The sequence below is a fragment of the Paenibacillus sp. JDR-2 genome, assembly GCF_000023585.1.
Taxonomy (GTDB): domain Bacteria; phylum Bacillota; class Bacilli; order Paenibacillales; family Paenibacillaceae; genus Pristimantibacillus.
Map to the genome: position 1 here is coordinate 6283162 of NC_012914.1, position 15665 is coordinate 6298826.

Genomic DNA, 15665 nt, shown 5'->3' on the forward strand with positions numbered 1-15665 from the left:
CCGCATCGGCGAGTATTCTCAAATCATAGAACAGCGGAGCGGTTTTATCAAACTTCTTCTATCAGCTTAGCGCCGTAACAAGGCAAAGAGACTGCCCCCGATGGGACAGTCTCCTCCTGATCATTCTTAATAGCCGTATACGTCAAAGCTCCAAAGCGAATAGCCCCACTGCGTGCCGCGTTCCGTTCCCAGCATGCGCACGTAACGGCCATTGCCGTTTACATTCTGGTCAAGATCGGCGCCTGTGCCCGTCGTTGTGCCGTACAGATCCGTCCAGCTGTTGCCATCCGCCGAGATTTGCAGCTTAAACGACTTCGCATAAGCGGTCTCCCATTTCAGCTTGATGTTGGTTACCGTACGGCTTGCGCCAAGATCAACCGTAATCCACTGCGGATCGGCAGCGGTCACCGATCCCCAGCGCGTGCCGGGATCATTGTCCACGGCCGAAGCCGGGACAAACGGATCCTGATAGGAGGAAGCGGTTGCCGTCTTGCCTACGGACAGCAGCGTAGCATTCGAGGAGGCGGCGGCATGGCCGTATACCTCAACCTCATACAGCGAATAGCCGTAAATCGTGCCGCGCTCCGTCATATTAATCCGGACGTAACGTCCGGTTCCGGTTACGTTAAAGTCATCGATGCCGCCGTCGCCGGTAGTTGTTGCATAAATATCGGACCAGCTGTTACCGTCAGCCGATACTTGAACCTTATACGATTTGCCGTATGCCGTCTCCCAGTTCAGCTTTACGCGGCTGAGCTGCTGCGACGAGCCAAGGTCAATCGTCAAGGTTTGGGGATCGGCACCCGCAATGGATGCCCAGCGGGTCTGCGCGTTGCCATCCACGGCATTCGATCCGGAAAAAGGCGCCTCGGTCGACGATGCCGTTACCGTTTTGTTCAGCGCTACGTTGGTATCCGTGCCATTGTTTCCGCCATTGCCGTTGTCTCCGCCGCCGTTGTCTCCGCCGCTGCCGACCGGAGGCCAGTTATCGCCGGAATTGGTGCTTTCCATCGGATTCACCGAGACAAGGGATTTTGCGGCTACAACCGCCGTGCCTGTTGTGCCGGCAGCATTTTTAAACGTTACCGTCACGGGGCTTGCCGTCGGGTTCCAGATTTGAGCGGTGTACGTATTGCCTTTCTTGTACACCGTAGCGCTTGTCCAGCCCGTTGCCCAGACATCCTTCGTACGCGTGCCAAGCGTCTGCATGTTATGAACGAACCAATACGTGTTAAAGATTTCGTTCTTCTGCATGCTGGTTGCGCTCCATTTGTTAATAACCGCCTGCGGATCGCTTAACGCTTGGATTGGCCATACGATATGATACCAGTCCGTCTCCGGACCGCCGTTATCGGCGACAAAGCCGCTGTAAAGACCTGCCGCTTTGCCTGGAACAAGGCTGTAGCTTGTCAAATATTCAGCAGTCGGCAGCCAATGGATACCGTATACGTATACCGGATCTCCGTTAAAAAAGGTGCCGAAGAAGTTGGATGCTCCGTACACTTGTCCAACCGTTTTGTGCGTATATTGCGGAATCCAGTTGTCGCCGTCATAGTTGAACCAATATTGCATCACCGCGTTAAGCTCCGTTGTGAAGCCGTAAATCGCAGCGTTGCGGAAAGCCGTATCGCCATTCGTCAATGCCCACATGTATTGGCCAACCCATCCGAAGAGCGATTCGCCTGCTGCTTCCTGGTTGTTGCCGTTGTCGTTATCCGCATAACCGCCTGCCCATGAATGGCCTTCATAAGGGTCAAAGCTGCGGAAGAACGGGAACATGGAATCCGTGCGCGAAGGGTTCGCGTAATCGCGGACGAGATGGTCGATCATCGGACCGTATTGCGTTTTGAAATCATTGTCGAAGGTCGCCAGCACGGCTGAAGCAAATACATAGTAACCGTACGTGAAGTGATGGTCGGTAATGCCGTTATTCGCGCCGAACTCGCTCGATTTGTAGTACGTTGTCCCCCAATCGGAATTGTAGTACAGGAAGTAATCCGGTTCGCCGTTTGTATACGTATACCAGTCCGTCAGGATCGTCTTGATCCGCGACAGGAATTTATCCCGGTAAGCCGTCTCGCCAAGCTCATTGGCCGCAAGCACGCCCATCGCAAGCGGATGAAGCTTTTTGCCTTGCCAATACGCGTCGGCAGCCATCAGGTTGCTGGTTGTTTCTTCATCCAGAGCTTTCAGGTAAGACACCATCAGCGATTTGTCGTAAGCCGAATCCGTAGGCTCCGTGAACTGAGGCACGATGCCGTAGAAGCGGTCGACCGTCGTAAAGGTATTGCCTTCGCGCACTTTCAACGTACCGCGGACCGAAGGATAGGTCAACGCGGCAAGCGGTGTCGAAGACACCTTCCATTGATGCGGCAGAAGCGTTGTCAGCGCCTGATTCGAGAACCCGGTGCGCTTCAGAGCCGTTGTCAGAGTATAGTCCGTTGTCACTTGCGAAGTCGATTCGTTATAGCTGTAATTCACTTTCGTATCCGTTACGAAGGCATAAGCATGCTGGTAGTAGTAGTTCAAGTTTGAAGCAGCCGGCAAAGCAGCAACCGACAGATAATTGCCTCCGCTGCCGAGCTGGATTTTGACCTTAGCCCCAACCTTCTTGAATACCGTTCCCGCAGGAGCAAAAATACCATAGTAACGCGTATACGATGCGCCGCTGCCGTCCGTATTCACCAGCTTCACGCCGATATGGTCGGTTGTCAGCGTAGCGCCTTCGGTCGTCAGGACGGAATTTCCGTTGTCGTCAAAGAGCTGCGTAATCAGCGAAGAATAAATCTCAACCGAGCTTGGATCGGCAAAGGTATTGTATACGTAAGGCGAGCCTTTGACGAAGGTCGATTTCATTTTGTCCGTGGCATCGTCGCTTACTACCGCGTCTACGGACCAGTCGCCGTAACCCGTCACGCGCGTTTGCAGCTTGGACGTGTTAATGCTGTTTGACATGACGTACAGATCGGGATTGCCGTCGGCATTTACCGCTCTGCCGTCCGAAGACAGCCAGCCCGCTCCCGGATTCAGGATGCCAAGCCCTTGCTGGAAGTACTTCGACTTCAGCGGCAGCGTGACTAGATAATCGCCGTATGGCTTGATTAGAATCGACTGCCACCAGTCATTCGACGGAATCGGAGTCGATATGTTTGAAGTCTTGTTAGCCGGATATTTCGGCTGCGGCATATGAATATCGCCCGTCAGATAACTGCCGGAGCCCGATTGCACGGCTGTTGGCGTTGGCAGCGCCGGAATCGAATAAGTCGGCTGCGGCTGGCCGGCGATATAATCGTAAACCTCGAATTCGAGAAGCGAATAGCCGAAGCTTGTCGCGCGGCCGATCCCGTTCATCCGAACGTAACGCCCGTTCGTATATAGCGGGATTTCCTGTTTGCCTCCCGCAAAGTGAAGCTCGCGATAGACGGTTGTCCATTGCGTGCCGTTATTCGATACTTGAACGTCGTACGCCCGTCCGGCTGCCGCTTCCCAGTTCAGGACCACCCGCCCGATCTGATGGGCGGAGCCCAGATCGACATAGATCCATTCACTGTCGGTTGGGTTGGACGACCAGCGCGTAGCCGCGTTGCCGTCAACCGCATTGGAGGCAGCGGTTGAGCCCGGAGGCAAATAGGCGGAATTTTCAGTCGATGATACCGTCACCGGTTTGTTCAGCGCTACGTTTGGACCGTAATCAACCGGTGGAGCCGTAGAGCCGCCAGTCCCGTATACTTCAAATTCCAGAATGGAGTAGCCATAAGCTGCAAGGGCACGCTGCGTGCCTAATACCCGTACATAGCGGCCGGTTCCCGCTAACGTAAGGTCATCGGTGCCCCCGTCTCCCGTTGTTGTCGAATAAACGTCGTTCCAAGTGGATTCATCGCTGGATACCTGGATTTTGTAGGCTTTTGCATAAGCGCCTTCCCATTGGATTTTCACGCGGTCAATCGTAGCGTTTGCGCCAAGATCGACATAAAGCCATTGCGGGTCCACCCCCCATTGACTTCCCCAACGCGTGCCGGTGGAACCGTCCACCGCAAGATTCGCCGCGTTGCCTCCTTCTACGGAAGAGGCGTAAGCCGTTTTATTTTGGGATAATAAATAAGAGCCTGCCGCATGTACCTCACGGATAAATAAGGACGATACAAGCGAGACAAGCATGACCGCGCATAGCGTCAAGACAAGCAGCTTTCTCGTCGCCCTTTCCCGATACATCGTATACATTCGTCTATTTCCTCCCTAGTTCGCAATATTTGTTCATGGCTGTACTTGAGCTCTAGCCAATCGCATGATTTGTCTCCTTCAGCCCTCCTTCCTCAATCAACGATTACTGGCAACGCTTTCATCGCCATGCACCGATTAGTATACTGCCGCAAGCAATAGGAAGAAAATGCCAATATTTAGCGATTTATGCCAAGATATCTTGGGCTTGTCCCATCATAAACGTGGATTCCTGGTCCTATGCTCCCGCTTTATTGTCCTTGCCGGCAACCCGGATGTACCTCCTATAATACTGCCATGTAATTGATGTACCTTGCTCCGTAGTTGTTAAGGTCCCTAAGGGATCTTAAACCGCTCCGTACTAGCTACTTTCTGGCGCTTAAGGTCCCTCAAGGACCTTAAAAACCTCACACGCTTCCATTTTCCTGGCCTTCCCCGCTTTCCTACAACCGGTAAGGTCTCTAAGGGACCTTAAACCGCTCCGTGCCACCAACAAAAAAAGCACTTAAGGACCCCAAAGGGCCTTCAGTGCTTTTGGCCTTACATATCCACGGAATTACTGTTTGACGTTTGTACCTCCGACTTGCGGGTTAGCATAATGTTGCGGAAATAGATAAAAACGCTGGGCAATTGGCCCAGCAGAAAGACAGGATCCTTGCGGTATATCGCATAAATAGATAAGACCGCGCTGCCCAGGATGCTGTAGACCCAGAAGGATAGCGGAATGACGGTTTTTTTCGCTTTTTCGCTCGCCAGCCATTGGGTAATGAACCGCATCGTAAACATGATCTGCCCTATAAAGCCAAAGATAATCCATCCCATGTTGCCGGCCGACACATTGCCTATAATCGAATGCCACCACATGATTAATGGCCTTTGATCTGATAGCGAATGACCCGTTTGCGGAGCCAGCCAATGACGATTGCATCCATAAGCCCCACGAAGGCTCTGTTAAATACGCCGTATTTGGAAACGCCATGCTGTCTTTCCTGATGGGATACGGCTACCTCGACAACCTTAAAGCCGTTGATCTTCGCCAGAGTCGGGAGAAAACGATGCTGTCCCTCGTACAAATAATAGCTGTCCGCCACCTCGCGCTTCATCAGCTTCATCGGGCAGCCGGTATCGTAGATTTGGTCGCCGGTCAACCAGTTGCGGACACCGTTGCCAACCCTGGAGGATACCTTCTTCACGACGGTGTCTCTGCGCCGCACACGCTTGCCGTTCACGAAATCCATGTTCGGAATATAAGGCATCAGCTTGAAAATATCCCTCGGATCCGTCTGCAGGTCCGCGTCAATCAGCGCGACCAGCTCGCCTGCCGAGCCCTTCAAGCCGGCGTAGATCGCCGCGGTCTGACCGCAGTTTTTCTCGAAATGAATCACTCTCACGCGGGAATCCTGCTCCGCCAGCTCATCTAGCAGCATAGCGCTGCGATCCTTGCTTCCGTCATTGACGAGGACGATTTCGTAGCTCTCTACTTTATCTTTAACCGCATTCGTAATCGCCTCGTGCAGCAGCTTAATGTTTTCTTCTTCGTTATAGATTGGCGCAACGACCGATAACTTAACCATGTCTATTCCCCCTGTACCATGTAACAAACTTGTGTATTCCTTCAGCAAAATCGGTCTGCGGGTGGTAGCCGAACAGCTGATTCGCCTTGGATACGTCGGCATAGGTCTGCTCCACATCTCCCGGCTGGTTGGGCAATGTACGAATAAGGGCTCTTTTGCCGAACTCCTGTTCCAAGCTTGTAATCAAATCCCGGAGCGTGATGGTTCGGTTCGTGCCCAGATTCACAACCTCATAGAGGTTTTCCATCCGTTCCACATACGACAAGGCGCCAAGAATGCCCGCGATAATATCGCCGATATACGTGTAGTCCCGCCTCGAGGAGCCATCGCCGTACATCGTCAGCTCTTCGTCCTTGTCCAGCATCCCCGCGAATTTGTGGATCGCAAGATCAGGCCGCTGCCGCTCTCCGTAAACCGTGAAAAAGCGCAGCATAATCGTATCGATATGATGAAGATGATGGTACGTATGTCCAAGCACCTCGCAGGCTTTCTTGGTCGCCGCATAAGGCGAAATACTGTAATCCACGACATCTTCCTCGGAAAAAGGCACCTTCCTGTTATTCCCGTACACGGACGAAGAAGAGGCGCAAAGCCATTTGCGCACGCCATGCTTACGCATCACCTCCAGGATATGAAGAGTTCCCTTCACGTTCACATCCTCGTACAGAAGCGGATCCTCAATCGACGGCCGAACCCCGGCCATTGCCGCCAGGTGGATAACTGCGTCGATCCTCTCGCTGGCAAATACGGCTTCAAGCTCGTCCATGCTGCGGATATCCGCCACAACCAGCCGGTAATCATCCGATTCGACAACTGCCTGAAGCTTAGCCAAATCGCCATCCTTATCCCCTGAACAGGGAAAAGAAAATTCCGACCTTGTACTATTCAGGATATTCCTGATTTTGGTTTTATAGTCGTAGACGTCGTTGAAATTATCGATATTGACGACACGATGGCCTTGAGCCAGCAGTTGCTCGCAAAGATGGGAGCCGATAAAACCCGCTCCCCCGGTTACGCAATACGTCTTCATTGTGCCTCCCGCAATGGATACCCGTGCTCGCTTGCGCCCACCGGGTAGTATTTGAACCATTGAAGGACGGAAGCGTCCCCCGCAAACATATTCCGCATATCAAAAAACGCGTTCCCTCGCATGCCGCGGGCGATTTTCTCCCAATTGGCAGCACGGAACTGCTCCCATTCGGTCATCAGCACAATCGCGTCCGCCTGCTGCGAGCATTCCGTCTCGCTGTCGCAATATTGGATTCGGCTGTTCAAGTCGCTCCAATAAAGCTTCGCCTGCTTCATCCCTTGCGGGCAATAGACCTTTACGGAAGCTCCTCTGCCGAGCAGTCCTTGAATAATCTCGTAGCTCGGGGTATAACGGATGTCATCCGTATCCGGCTTGAAGGTAAGCCCCCACACCGCAACGGTTCTTCCTTTCAAGGTGCCGTCAAAGGATAACGCCTCTTCGATCTTGCTCACCATCTTCGCCTTCTGCTTTTCATTGGCTGCTATAGCCGCACGCACGACGTACAGCTCCTCGCCGTTCTTCCTGCCGACATCCACGATTGCCTGCGTATCTTTCGGGAAGCAGCTGCCTCCGTAACCGGGGCCTGCCTGCAGGAAATGCGGCGAAATCCTGTCGTCCATGCCCATGCCCGTCGCAATATCCTGAATTTTTGCGCCTACCTTTTCGGATAACAGCGCCAATTCGTTAATAAACGAAATTTTGACCGCCAGGAACGAATTCGAAGCGTATTTGATCATCTCGGCAGTTTCCCAGTTCGTGAATAGAAACGGGACATCCTGCTCAAGATGAGTAGCGTAAACCTTCTTCAGCGTTTGCACCGCCTCGTCGCTCTCCGTGCCGATCACAACCCGGGATGGAGACAACGAATCGCTGACAGCCTTGCCTTGTCTCAGGAATTCCGGATTAGAAGCGACGTGAGCCCGGTACGGGGTGCCTCTCAGCATACCCTCAAGATACATGGCAATGCTTCTGCTTGTTCCAACCGGCATCGTTGATTTGCTGACAATCACTTTATAACCGTTAATATGTTTGCCGATCTGCTGCACCACATCCCAGACATGCGTAAGATCCGCGCTGCCGTCTGCCTTGGCAGGCGTTCCCACTGCGATAAACAGAACGTCGCTTGTCTGAATGACTTGCTGCGCGCTTGCCGTAAAGACGAGATTACCGGCGCGAAGGCCGTTTTGGAGCAGCTCTTCGAGCCCCGGCTCGTAGATTGGAGAAATGCCCTGGTTCAGACGCTCGATTTTCTTTTCGTCTACGTCCATGCAGGTAACCCGGAAACCGTAACTGGATAGTACAGCACCATGGACAAGCCCAACGTAACCCGTACCCATTACTCCTACGTTAACCATCGTTCCACCCCATTATTTTGGCGTTAAATAATTAGTTTACCAACTTAACTATAATCATAATAATGAGAAGTGTGATATATTTCAAGTATAAACAATTAACAACTTAGGAATTGGGAGTAGGTATGAACAAAGACAACCATCAGGAGACCATCCAACGTTTGAGGGAATCGTTTACCCGTTTTGCGAAAGCCGAGTGGAGACAGAGGTCGGTTAACGGTCTTAATAAGAGCGAGCTTCGCATTTTGTTCTGCATCATGATGAATACCGATGTCGATAATCCTAAAATCAGAGTATCCGAAATCAGCAACAAGCTGCTTGTCACTACCCCAACCGTCACACAGCTTCTTAAGAAACTGATAGCCGACGGGCTTGTTGAACGTACCGTAGATCCGGATGACAGGCGTTCCGTGGGAATTGAGCTTACTCCTAAAGGAGAGCAGATTGCGAAGGAAGCGGACGAACAGTTGAACCAGCATCTCAGCGGCCTGGTCGAGCACCTGGGCGAGGAGCAGACATTAATGCTCTCCGAATTATTAACGAAAGCTTACAACTACTTTAACGAAAAAGAATGAAAAAGAGAGGGCTATCCCTCTCTTACTTACATATTATTAAGATTTTTCATAGAGTATGACTTTGATTTACAATCCGATATTATTCTTCAGCCCTTTGTAGCTCCCGGCATCCGGAAAGCCATCCTGCGCTAGCTGCCGAAAAAGTGCGGAGAATCCGTACTCCGTGAGCTCCGAGACCGGAATAAACGCAAGATCGTGAATCGGATTATGATCGAATTCATTGGTTGGCATACGAAGCTGTCCGATACTTTCTGTTTTACTAATAAAAGGCGGCCTTCTTCCAGCAGAATTCCGGTCACCCTGACCTGCAGCAGATTACTCAGTGTTACTGGACCTCTTTCTCGGAGTCTGTCCAAATCCGTTCGATATGCGTGAGCGCAAGGCCATTAAAGCTAAGCTTATATATATCCGGCATGCTCAGCCGCTGCCAGAATGCAAAACCGTATTCCGGCTTAAAGGCCTTAATCATTAATGCCATAAGGTTGCCATGCGTCCCGATAGCGATTGTATCTCCCTGAAAACGCCGGAGCACGCTCTGTAGAGCCTGTATTCCTCTATGCTGAGCGACAAGATTGGATTCCCCTCCCGGCCAGGAGAAGGCTTCCTCTTCCCATACCTTCCGGATGGCATAATCAAATTCATCCTGCGGCCGGTCCGCTAATAACCGCTCCCGGAAGCCTTCCTCCAATTGGATAACAAGACCCTGTCGTGCCGCTAACGGCTCAACCGTTTGAAGCGCCCGCTTGTACGGACTGGTGATGACCGCCGAAATGCGCTCGTCCGCCAGAAGATCGGCGACTCTTCTCGCCGCTTCCTCTCCTTGAGAAGACAACGGCCGGTACAGCTCGTCGTCTGCCCTATAAACGGAATGCGCATGCCGAACCATGTAAACCTGAGTAAGCGCAGCATCAACCTTATTCCATCTGCTTTTCCAGTTTTTCTGAAGAAGACGCTTCTCGTAAATCGGCATAAGAGCCGGCGACTGCTTAAAATGCGGTGTAGGCCGGACTAGGAAGTCCAGCAAATCCTGAATTCCGTGAGGTGCCGACAGCACTACGCCGTTCTGCTCATCCAAGGTCAGGCCTAAGGCGGTAACCGTCTCCGGAAACTTGGACATGGCATCAACGGCGGATGCGTACGGCTCAATTTCGTTCACCAGATGCATTCTCGCTTCGTTTTTCACCGACCAAGGCACATCCGGCATGACGTCTCTTAGCTTTTGTTCGAGCGCTTTCTCTGCCGCTTCATCCGTTTGGGAAGGATCATAATAAATCAGATCCACATCCGGCAACGCGAACCGCTCCGGATAACCATGCAGATAATCCCACACCTTCGACCTTACGAAACCCGCGCATACCCACCAGTCCGGCAGGTTCATTGATCCCGCCGTATGCAGCACCTTCATCATCCACTCGTCTTCAAGCACGAGAGCTTTAACGTCCTGTTCATTCTCCAACTGCCGCAAAGCCGTCCCTCCTATCGAACGCAAGTTCTCCTACTAGAATACAATAACTGGAAGGCAATGCAACATGTAAATCCAAACTGTCGTATAATGAAAACAAAAAAAAGCGAAGCCCGGCTTCAGGCTTCGCTTGTTCATATGGAGGCTTCACCGCTTATGATTTTGCATAAAGGCGAAACTTTATTTCTGCAGGGCCAGTCGGGACCGCTCTTTCATCTGCGCAGCGGACTGCTCAAAATTGTGCGCGTTCACCCTGACGGCTCGCAGATTCTGGTCAATATTATCGTGCCGGACGAAATCATCCCGCATCATTCTCTCATAAGTCCGAACCCTTACTTCGGTACGTCTATCGCAATCGTCACATGCGAAGTGGATATTCTTCCCGCCGCCGCCTGGTATGAGGAGCTTGAGCTGCATCCCGACCGGTATCGTTCAATCGGGCTGCAGCTGCAGGACAAGCTTCGCATGATGCAGCAGCGGATCGATCAGTTGACCGCGATTGCGCCGGCGGACAAGCTGCGGAAGCTTGAAGCTTGGTTCGATCAATACATCTCACCGGAGAAGCTGACCGATGTCCTGACCCAGGACGAGATCGGGCAATTTATCGGTCTGCGCCGGGAGACGATCAACCGGCTGCTGCGGGCCAAGAAGGAAAGCTGATTGAAAGCAGCCGATTACTTGGCTACCGCTTCTTTTTCCGCCTCGTCCAGGCTGCCTTTTGGTCCAAAGAATTCGTAATGAATATCTTCCGCAGGAACTCCCCATTCGAGAAGCTGGCGGTTGATATGAGCCATAAACGGCGTTGGTCCGCAGAAGTAGAACGCGGCATCCTTGGACGGAATAATCTCCTGCAGCCATGGAAGATCCACATAACCTTCTTTGTGGTACGATCCTGTATCCTGCTCTGTTGGCTGCGCATAGCACCAGTATGCTTTTGCTTGCGCTGCCTGATCGACCTTCTCTTCTACCTGCTGCTTAAGGGCATGGAACCGCCCGTTTTGAGCCGCATGAATAAATGTAATTGGACGGTCTGTGTTTGCATCTACAAGCGTATTCAGCATGCTGACCATCGGCGTCAAGCCAACTCCGCCGCTGATCAGCACCACTGGGCGCGTATCCTTCAGATCAAGCGTGAAATCTCCGGCCGGTGCGGACAGCCAGAGCACATCGCCTTCCTTCACCTGCTCATGCAGGTAAACCGAGACAACGCCGGCATCCTTGTCTTGCTGCGAATCCTCTCTTTTGACCGAGATCCGGTAGTACGGCTTGCCAGGCGCATCCGACAGACTGTATTGGCGGATATGAGTGTTCTTCTGATTCGGAATGCTCATCTTCACGCTCACGTATTGCCCCGGTTCAAACGTTGCAATCGCTCCGCCATCCTCCGGCACCAGGTAGAAGGAGGTAATGACATTGCTCTCCTGAACCTTGCGCTGGATGCGGAATGCGCGGTAACCCGCCCAGCCTCCCTGCTGCTCTTCGGCTTCCTTGTACATCTCCGCTTCGACGCTGATAAATACATTCGCGATAACGCCGTATGCCTCGGCCCATGCATTCAGAATCTCTTCGGTTGCGGCATCGCCAAGCACCTCTTTAATAGCCTGCAGCAGATTTTGGCCGACAATCGGATATTGGTCTGCCGTAATGCCAAGGCTGCGATGTTTGTGAGCGATCTGCTTCACAGCCGGCAGGATGGTTTCAAGTTTATCGATATACAGGGCAGCGGCATAAACGGTATTCGCAAGCGCGGTCTGCTGTTTGCCCTGTCTTTGGTTGGCATGGTTAAATACATTCATAAGCTCGGGATGACTGGTAAACAATAATTGATAGAACCTTTTTGTAATGGCCGTCCCGTGAACCTCAAGCACCGGTACAGTCGATTTAATAATGGCTATCGTTTTTTCATTCAGCATAATGCTCTCCCCGCTTTCTTCGACTTGTTATGATCTAAGTATACGGAAGAGTGGCCTCCCGCCGATGTGATTCCAATCACACCAAATCAGAACGATATGTGAAATTAATCACTCAGGATATTTCTCAAGCGGTCCGTCCGGTTTCTTCGTGATCACCCGGGCAATATCCGAATTCGTGATAGCACCATAGAAAAAGTACAAATGAAGGTTTTCTTTATTGATTGCACTCCAGGATAGGCCGGTTTCAGGGTTTAGGTTGTTTGATTCCTGTGAAAGTGGCGTCCATTTTGCGACAGCGTCATTTTCCGCGAATCCCGTGTTAAGCCCCTCGCCATCGCGATAAAAAACTTGAAACCCGTCCTTCACGACTTCCACATGAACGATCTCGTCAGCCTTCACCTTAGCTTTGTCCATGCTGCGCTTAATCTCATCCATTAACGAAGAATCTCCCGCTCCCCCGTTCGAGCAGCCGCTTAACAGCATGAATGATACGGCAAATAAAACAATGATTCCTCTCAACTTCTAATTAACCTCCCTATTGGCATTAAATAACATACAAGTATAACTGTATCTTCTCTTATGGGTACAACCCCTCTTTGCTATAATCGGTTTAGAAAATAAACGCTGCAAGGAGTTGTCTATGAATATTGCCTCACCCGTAACTGCAACGCAGTTGATGGATGTTTTGCTTAATGTCTCCGTTATCCGCCCTGTCTTTATCTGGGGAGCACCCGGTATCGGAAAATCCTCGCTTGTCGAAAAATTCGCAAAGCAAGTTGGCCTCCCTTGCGTATCCCTTCTTGGTTCCCAGCTTGCACCTGAAGATATTATCGGCGTTCCTCAAATCAGAGACGGCAAAAGCCAATTCTGTCCTCCGGCCATGATTGCCCGCGATGAACCCTATTGCTTGTTCCTCGATGAACTTAACGCTTGCTCGCAGGAAGTACAAAAAGCCTTCTACAGTCTGATCCACGAGCGCCGGATTGGAGACTACCGCCTGCCCGCAGGCTCGATCGTCATCGGTGCCGGCAACCGCGCCCAGGACAGCGCAATCGTCAAACCGATGAGCTCCGCCCTGATTAACCGGATGTTCCATATTCAGTTAAATGTCTCGTTCAAAGATTGGATCGGCTGGGCTTATGAAGCATCCCTGCATCCAACCGTGATCGAGTACTTGGAGACTAGACCCGATCATCTATGGAGCGCTCCGCCCAAGAGCGAAGAGACCTTCTCGACGCCACGCTCCTGGCATATGCTCTCGGATGCGCTGCATGAATTCGGAGATGCCATTACGCCGGAGCTTGTCGGCATTCTGGCAAACGGAGCGCTTACTCCCGCGCACGCCGTCCAGTTTAAAGCCTTTTACAAAAACCGGAGCAGCAAATATCAGCTCAATCAGATTATAGAAGGAAAAGTAGGGTTCCCTGCTGATCCGGAGGACCGCGATGTTCTCTATTTCCTCGCCCAGGCATTCCGCTCCCAGATCGTCAAAGAGCTGCCGGCTCTTAAGGAACAAATTCGAGAGCCTCATCGTCAATTTGCGCATAATGCCAAGAAGCTGATCAAGGATTTGAGCATGATCTCGTTTGAAATTGCCCAAATGGTCGTAGCAAAGCATGAGCAGGAGGACAATATTCCGGATTGGCTGATGGTTGAGATCGTTCGCGACTTGCCTAGACTTGCCGTGAAAGACCGGTGATTGCCGATGCCCAAAAAAACTAAAATAGCGGATCCGGCCACTAAACATGTAAACGAGGCTATTCATTTCATATCCGATCATCCGATTTTCTCGCCGCTCTCTTCCCGCGTCCGCATTATCCGTCAAGAAAGCTCCCCTTACCCGGAGACAGGTTGGGCTAGAGTTACTCTCCATGGAACGATCTACCTTCATCCCAAAAGACGCGGAGAAACCTCGGAGTGGATCTATGTGCTCGCCCATTGTCTTTTGCATCTTGGGCTGGGGCATTTCAAGGTCAAACACGAAAAACAGCATTACTGGAATGCAGCCTGCGATGTCTATGTGGCGCGTTTTCTTCAAGATTTGAAAATAGGAGCTCCGCCTGCCGACATGGAGACGCGATTTGATCTTCCGGTACGGGATGAGCAGCAGCTATACTCCTATTTCATGGAGCGCGGATTGCCTCCGGCGCTTAACTTCGTTGGCACAGCCGGCCCCTCTGTCAGCGATATGGATTATAACGATAAAGAATCCTATCCCTATCATTACTCCGGCAAGGAACCGGATTGGGAAGCTTATTTGGCCAAAGGTCTAGCCAACGCCGTGACGAGAGCGGTCAGCGTGGCGGGCGGACACCTGGATTCGATCACCTCGGAATCGGCTTCGCTTACCGCGGCGGCTAGAGCCAAGCGCTGGTTTATCGATCACTATCCGCTGCTTGGGGCGCTTGCCGCCGGATTTAAGCTTATTGAAGACGTACAGATTTGCCAGCGGCTCCAGATCTCGATTGCCGCGATTAACGTCATCGACCAAGTTATCTATATGAACCCTTCCGCCGGACTAACCGATGATGAAACGCTGTTCGTCATGGCGCATGAGCTTCTGCACGCCGGACTCCAGCATCATGAACGCTGTATGGGGCGCGACCATTATTTATGGAATATCGCCTGCGATTATGTTATTAATCTCTGGCTTGTCGAGATGAAGATCGGAGAATATCCGCGCGTAGGTTTAATGCTGGATCCTGAGCTGAAGGGGCTGAGCGCCGAATCGATCTATGACCGGATGGTCGCCGACATACGGGTCTACCGCAAACTAGCGACGCTGCGCGGAAACGGATTAGGCGATATTTTAGATGTCGGGTCGCCCGGATTCCGGGATGTCCGCGAAGGACAACGTCTCGATGATTTCTGCCGCAATGCGATGCAGCAAGGCCTGATCTATCACGAAGAACAGAGCCGCGGTTATCTTCCGTCCGGTCTGGTTGAAGAGATCCGCGCCTTAGGCCAGCCCCCGATCAAATGGGATGTTGAACTCGCCAGATGGTTTGACCGCTATTTCACGCCGCTCGAGAAGAAGCGGACCTACTCCCGCGTCTCGAGGCGCCAATCCTCTACGCCGGATATTCCAAGGCCGCAATGGGTCGACTCGGGCAGCGCCGAGGACGGGCGGACGTTTGGCGTTATTCTGGACACATCGGGATCCATGGATAAAAAGCTGCTTGCCAAATGCCTTGGCGCCATTGCCAGTTATTCCGCAGCCCGCGACGTGCCGATGGCCCGCATTATCTTTTGCGATGCCGCCACCTACGATGCCGGCTATATGTCCCCGGATCTTATCGGCGACCGAGTGAAGGTAAAAGGACGCGGAGGCACCATTCTGCAGCCGGCTATCGATCTGCTGGAGCATGCGGAGGATTTTCCGAAGCACGGTCCGATCCTGATCATCACCGACGGCGAATGCGACCGGCTGCGCGTTAAGCGGGATCATGCTTATCTGCTGCCGAAAGGCAAGCATCTGCCCTTTTATCCGAAAGGTCCTGTATTCCGGGTTGATTAACGTTAACTGCAGAAATTCCAACGC

Annotated in this window: 13 protein-coding genes; 4 read left to right on the forward strand and 9 right to left on the reverse strand. The window is 52.0% G+C overall.

Annotation, left to right across the window (positions count from 1 at the left end; translation table 11 throughout):
* Positions 1–126: 126 nt before the first annotated feature.
* From PJDR2_RS27550 to PJDR2_RS27570, 5 genes are all read right to left on the reverse strand, one after another.
* The gene (locus PJDR2_RS27550; protein ID WP_015847034.1) at positions 127–4221 is read right to left on the reverse strand and encodes a discoidin domain-containing protein; all 4095 of its coding nucleotides are present in this window, start codon (positions 4219–4221) and stop codon (positions 127–129) included.
* 537 nt (positions 4222–4758) lie between these two features.
* Positions 4759–5082 carry a lipid-A-disaccharide synthase N-terminal domain-containing protein gene (locus PJDR2_RS27555; protein WP_015847035.1) on the reverse strand — a complete coding sequence of 108 codons (324 nt, stop codon included), beginning with the start codon at positions 5080–5082 and terminating at the stop codon, positions 4759–4761.
* Between the two features lie 2 nt (positions 5083–5084).
* A complete protein-coding gene (locus PJDR2_RS27560; protein WP_015847036.1) occupies positions 5085–5792 on the reverse strand; it encodes a glycosyltransferase family 2 protein in 708 nt (235 codons plus the stop codon).
* Positions 5785–6822: a GDP-mannose 4,6-dehydratase gene (locus PJDR2_RS27565; RefSeq protein WP_015847037.1), complete on the reverse strand. Its 1038-nt coding sequence runs from the start codon at positions 6820–6822 to the stop codon at positions 5785–5787. The genes PJDR2_RS27560 and PJDR2_RS27565 overlap by 8 nt, the downstream gene beginning before the upstream one ends.
* Positions 6819–8177, reverse strand: coding sequence for a UDP-glucose dehydrogenase family protein (locus tag PJDR2_RS27570; protein WP_015847038.1), 1359 nt, complete (start codon positions 8175–8177; stop codon positions 6819–6821). Before PJDR2_RS27570 ends, PJDR2_RS27565 begins: the two co-directional genes overlap by 4 nt.
* 122 nt (positions 8178–8299) lie before the next feature.
* Here PJDR2_RS27570 and PJDR2_RS27575 point away from each other — a divergent pair, with 122 nt between their 5' ends.
* Positions 8300–8749 (forward strand): MarR family winged helix-turn-helix transcriptional regulator, encoded by a 450-nt coding sequence (locus PJDR2_RS27575; RefSeq protein WP_015847039.1) that lies wholly within the window; start codon positions 8300–8302, stop codon positions 8747–8749.
* A gap of 66 nt (positions 8750–8815) precedes the next feature.
* Here PJDR2_RS27575 and PJDR2_RS33875 read toward each other — a convergent pair whose 3' ends face one another.
* Together PJDR2_RS33875 and PJDR2_RS32620 are read right to left on the reverse strand one after the other, a co-directional pair.
* A complete protein-coding gene (locus PJDR2_RS33875; RefSeq protein WP_416202252.1) occupies positions 8816–8980 on the reverse strand; it encodes a hypothetical protein in 165 nt (54 codons plus the stop codon).
* Positions 8981–9074: 94 nt separating this feature from the next.
* Positions 9075–10214 carry a nucleotidyltransferase family protein gene (locus PJDR2_RS32620; protein ID WP_015847040.1) on the reverse strand — a complete coding sequence of 380 codons (1140 nt, stop codon included), beginning with the start codon at positions 10212–10214 and terminating at the stop codon, positions 9075–9077.
* A gap of 153 nt (positions 10215–10367) precedes the next feature.
* Between PJDR2_RS32620 and PJDR2_RS27590 the strand changes: the two genes are divergently transcribed.
* The gene (locus PJDR2_RS27590; RefSeq protein WP_015847041.1) at positions 10368–10871 is read left to right on the forward strand and encodes a Crp/Fnr family transcriptional regulator; all 504 of its coding nucleotides are present in this window, start codon (positions 10368–10370) and stop codon (positions 10869–10871) included.
* Positions 10872–10885: 14 nt separating this feature from the next.
* Here PJDR2_RS27590 and hmpA read toward each other — a convergent pair whose 3' ends face one another.
* Both hmpA and PJDR2_RS27600 read right to left on the reverse strand, forming a co-directional pair.
* Positions 10886–12124 carry an NO-inducible flavohemoprotein gene (hmpA, locus tag PJDR2_RS27595; RefSeq protein WP_015847042.1) on the reverse strand — a complete coding sequence of 413 codons (1239 nt, stop codon included), beginning with the start codon at positions 12122–12124 and terminating at the stop codon, positions 10886–10888.
* A 108-nt stretch (positions 12125–12232) separates the two neighbouring features.
* Entirely contained in the window at positions 12233–12643 is a 411-nt protein-coding gene (locus PJDR2_RS27600) for a hypothetical protein (protein WP_015847043.1), read from the reverse strand.
* A gap of 121 nt (positions 12644–12764) precedes the next feature.
* Here PJDR2_RS27600 and PJDR2_RS27605 point away from each other — a divergent pair, with 121 nt between their 5' ends.
* Together PJDR2_RS27605 and PJDR2_RS27610 are read left to right on the forward strand one after the other, a co-directional pair.
* Complete coding sequence (locus tag PJDR2_RS27605) at positions 12765–13823, forward strand: AAA family ATPase (RefSeq protein ID WP_015847044.1); 1059 nt, start codon at positions 12765–12767, stop codon at positions 13821–13823.
* A gap of 6 nt (positions 13824–13829) precedes the next feature.
* Positions 13830–15641 carry a DUF2201 family putative metallopeptidase gene (locus PJDR2_RS27610; RefSeq protein WP_015847045.1) on the forward strand — a complete coding sequence of 604 codons (1812 nt, stop codon included), beginning with the start codon at positions 13830–13832 and terminating at the stop codon, positions 15639–15641.
* Positions 15642–15665 lie beyond the last annotated feature (24 nt).